This window comes from Pseudomonas agarici (assembly GCF_001543125.1).
GTDB lineage: Bacteria > Pseudomonadota > Gammaproteobacteria > Pseudomonadales > Pseudomonadaceae > Aquipseudomonas > Aquipseudomonas agarici.
Genome location: NZ_CP014135.1, coordinates 982,016 through 985,446, shown reverse-complemented (window position 1 = coordinate 985,446; position 3,431 = coordinate 982,016). Strand labels below are relative to the sequence as shown.

The following is a 3,431-nucleotide window of genomic DNA, read 5'->3' as shown; positions in this document are numbered from 1 at the left end:
AGCGACGGCCATGCGGAGATATCGGTACCGGCCAGCTACCTGAGTGGATTGGGCCATGGAACTTCCCTGTCGGCGACGTTCAAGGCGACGTTTGATCGCAGCAGCGTCGAGGCCAATGCGCTGACGTTCCCATTGCGCACCCATACCGTCTATAACGCCGCGGAGATAGAGGCGCCGACCATCACCTCCGTCAAGAACGCCGCTGGCGGCGAGATCGCCAATGGCTCCACCGTGGTCACCGCGACCGTGACGCTCACAGGTACCGCCCCCAACGGCCAACAAGTGGAGATTCGCGACGGCACGACCGTGATGGACACCGCCACCGCCAACGCCAGCGGTGTCTGGACCTCGTCCGCATTGACCGTGACGGCCAAGGCCTACAGCATCACCGCTCGCGGCCTCTATGGCAGCAATCCGGTGTCCACGCCACCACGCACCTTTACCGTGGTCGCCTCGGCAACGCCGACTATCACCTCCATCAAGGACGCCACAGGCAAGGAAATCGCCAACGGTGCCAGCGTGGTCACCGCAACAGTCACCCTCACAGGCACGGCCTCCCGTGGGCAGCAGGTGGAGATTCGGGACGGTACAACCGTGATGCGCACGGTCGCCGCCAACAGCAGCGGTGCCTGGACCACACCCGCATTGCCGGTGACAGCCAAGGCCTACAGCATCACCGCACGCGGCCTCTATGGCAGCAATCCGGTGTCCACACCGCCACGCACCTTTACGGTAGTCGCCTCAGCGGTTCCGACCATCACCTCTATCAAGGACGCCACAGGCAAGGAAATCGCCAACGGTGCCAGCGTGGTCACCGCAACAGTCACCCTCACAGGCACGGCCTCCCGTGGGCAGCAGGTGGAGATTCGGGACGGTACGACCGTGATGCGCACGGTCGCCGCCAACAGCAGCGGTGCCTGGACCACACCCGCATTGCCGGTGACAGCCAAGGCCTACAGCATCACCGCTCGCGGCCTCTATGGCAGCAATCCGGTGTCCACACCGCCACGCACCTTTACGGTAGTCGCCTCGGCGGTTCCGACCATCACCTCCATCAAGGACGCCACAGGCAAGGAAATCGCCAACGGTGCTAGCGTGGTCACCACGACAGTCACCCTCACAGGCACGGCCTCCCATGGGCAGCAGGTGGAGATTCGGGACGGCACGACCGTGATGCGCACAGTCACCGCCAACAGCAGCGGTGCCTGGACCACACCCGCACTGCCGGTGACAACCAAGACCTACAGCATCACCGCACGCGGCGTCTATGGCAGTAATCCGGTCTCCACGCCGCCGCGCACCTTTACCGTCAGGCCTAATCTTGTGCAGCCGGAAATCACCGCCGTCTATGATAACAGAATGGTTTATTGCCCGAATGGCGGCTCCAGCGGGGCGTGGTTCTTTGGCGATATTCAGGGCACCGCAAGCACCGGCCAACGCATTTCCGTTTTCATCAACGGTAGTGGTTACGTGATACCTGTCGGGGAAAACAATCGTTGGTCCTTTGGCCGCTGGAACGACAGTGGTGGAGTAAATGCGACTTATACCGTAATAGTGCAATACGAACATTACCCTGACATGCAGTCACAACCCTATACCGTCCGTAACGCCTGATAGTACGCCCTGGTAGAACGTTACTCGCATAAACAGAAAGAGGAAGCCAAGGCGTCCTCTTTCTGTTTACACAGACCGCTTACCAGCTATAACGGATCCGATATTGGCACCCCAAGGCTGGTCGATCTTCTCGCCCTTGCTGAAGTCCAGGTCGGCATGCACTTGCCATTTCTCGGTCAACGACATCGCCACACCGGTACCGATCTCCACCCGCGAACCCGGCAGGTCGTTGCGGAAACGGTTGAGCTTGGCCACACCGTCAAAGTAGTACCCGCTCTGCTCATCCAACCAAGTGGTATATCCACCGATGTAGGTGCTGGTACCACGGCCCAGGCTCAAGTCAGATTGGCTGTAGCCTGCCATCACACCGGCCAGCCATTGCCCGTCACCCACCAGCAGATGCTCATCGTCCTCGACAATCAGGCTGTAGGAGTAGGTCCCCGCGTCCAGTTGATAGAACGCACCGGGGTCGCCGAACTTGACGTTACCGCCGACCATGTTCAGGTCACCGATGCTCTGGTGGTCGAGTGGCATCACTGTGGATTGGGCTTTTGATTACTTTTCCAGACGTTGCTGATCCGCTAGCGGAGCAGGTATGCCTGTGGAATTGATAATAGTTATTGAATTGGCTACTCTGACCGTAGGGGTAGCCGGAGGATAAAGCATGATTAGTGCAGAGTTGGGAAAACCGCTTGAGAACTATGTGACACAGCTCATCGAGTCTGGTCGCTACGGCTCGAAAAGCGAAGTGCTACGCGAAGGTGTACGGCTGGTTCAGGAGCGGGAAACCCGCCTGGCCGCGCTGGACGCCTCTATTGCTCGTGGTTTGGGCGATAGTGACGCGGGTCGCGTCAAGCCTGCGCAAAAGGTGTTCGATCGACTGGCTGCAAAATACGCGGAGATGGCTGATAAGAACCCATGATCGTTCAGCTAACAGACGAAGCGGAAAGTGATCTGGAACGCATTGGTGATTACATCGCCCAAGATAATCCGTTACGCGCATGGTCTTTCGTTAACGAGTTGCGCGATAAGTGCCTAAGCCTGACGGACATGCACCAGGCATTCCCGTTGGTGCCACGATACGGTATCCGGCGTCGGATTCACGATAACTATGTCATTTTCTATCGGGTAGAGGCCAGCCGTGTGGTGGTCGTCCACATCCTGCATGGTGCAATGGATTACGCGACGATCTTGTTAGACGCATAACCCCCTGAGAAAAATAACGTAATCCTCGGCTATGCCGGTTCAACGTTAGTCCGTTAGGGTATTGTCCCGCCTCGTTTTTTTGCATCAGCCTCATACCAACCGGCCTCAGCCACTCGTCGCCACTGTCATTTCTGACAGCTAGCCAGCCCTCCCCTCCAGGCGTTGAATGATCCTCACGACTCGCCATCCGGGTTTTCGGGTCGCCTCCCTGAATCCGCCAAAGGTGCCTCGTCATGAACGAAGATCCTTCCTTGTCCGTGTCGCCTACGTCCCAAGGTATCGACTCCCTCTCTCTCAACCCCTCGTCCGCTCCCAGGCAGCCGGATTTCAGCTTCGAACGCGACCCCACTCCCGAACGCCGTCCCTTCAGTGACCTGGTGATCGAGGTCTATGGCCAGCGCCCAGTGATCGGCGCCGATATCGGTGTCAACAAGGCCGCCCTCGACACCTACTATCTCGACGGCCTGCTGTGTTACCTGCACCCCTATCTGTCGCAGGCGGAGGGCGACTTTGTCGAATTGTTCTGCGGCAATGCCGACGATCCAGTGGCCGTGACCTCGGTGACCGAGTCCCAGGCGGACAAAGACGAGAAAATTCCCCTGTTCATCCCT

Annotated in this window: 4 protein-coding genes and 1 pseudogene; 4 read left to right on the top strand and 1 reads right to left on the bottom strand. The window is 58.8% G+C overall.

Features of this window, described 5'->3' with window-relative positions; all coding sequences use genetic code 11:
- Window positions 1-1,614 (top strand): hypothetical protein (locus AWM79_RS04440; protein ID WP_208599927.1); only part of this gene is annotated, 1,614 nt, incomplete at its 5' end.
- Between the two features lie 79 nt (window positions 1,615-1,693).
- On the opposite strand, the pseudogene AWM79_RS04435 reads toward AWM79_RS04440, so the two are convergent.
- Window positions 1,694-2,022, bottom strand: a pseudogene (locus AWM79_RS04435) (autotransporter outer membrane beta-barrel domain-containing protein); the annotation flags it as partial.
- 256 nt (window positions 2,023-2,278) lie between these two features.
- Between AWM79_RS04435 and AWM79_RS04430 the strand changes: the two are divergent.
- From AWM79_RS04430 to AWM79_RS25230, 3 genes are all read left to right on the top strand, one after another.
- A complete protein-coding gene (locus tag AWM79_RS04430; RefSeq protein ID WP_060782236.1) occupies window positions 2,279-2,536 on the top strand; it encodes a type II toxin-antitoxin system ParD family antitoxin in 258 nt (85 codons plus the stop codon).
- Entirely contained in the window at window positions 2,533-2,820 is a 288-nt protein-coding gene (locus AWM79_RS04425; RefSeq protein WP_060782235.1) for a type II toxin-antitoxin system RelE/ParE family toxin, read from the top strand. Before AWM79_RS04430 ends, AWM79_RS04425 begins: the two co-directional genes overlap by 4 nt.
- 233 nt (window positions 2,821-3,053) lie before the next feature.
- Window positions 3,054-3,431: hypothetical protein (locus AWM79_RS25230; RefSeq protein WP_167375415.1), on the top strand; the 378-nt coding region annotated here is incomplete at its 3' end.

Excerpts from the sequence above, each read along its gene's own strand:
- AWM79_RS04430 (WP_060782236.1), top strand. The coding sequence starts at position 2,279 with ATGATTAGTGCAGAGTTGGGAAAACCGCTTGAGAACTATGTGACACAG.
- AWM79_RS04425 (WP_060782235.1), top strand. The coding sequence starts at position 2,533 with ATGATCGTTCAGCTAACAGACGAAGCGGAAAGTGATCTGGAACGCATT.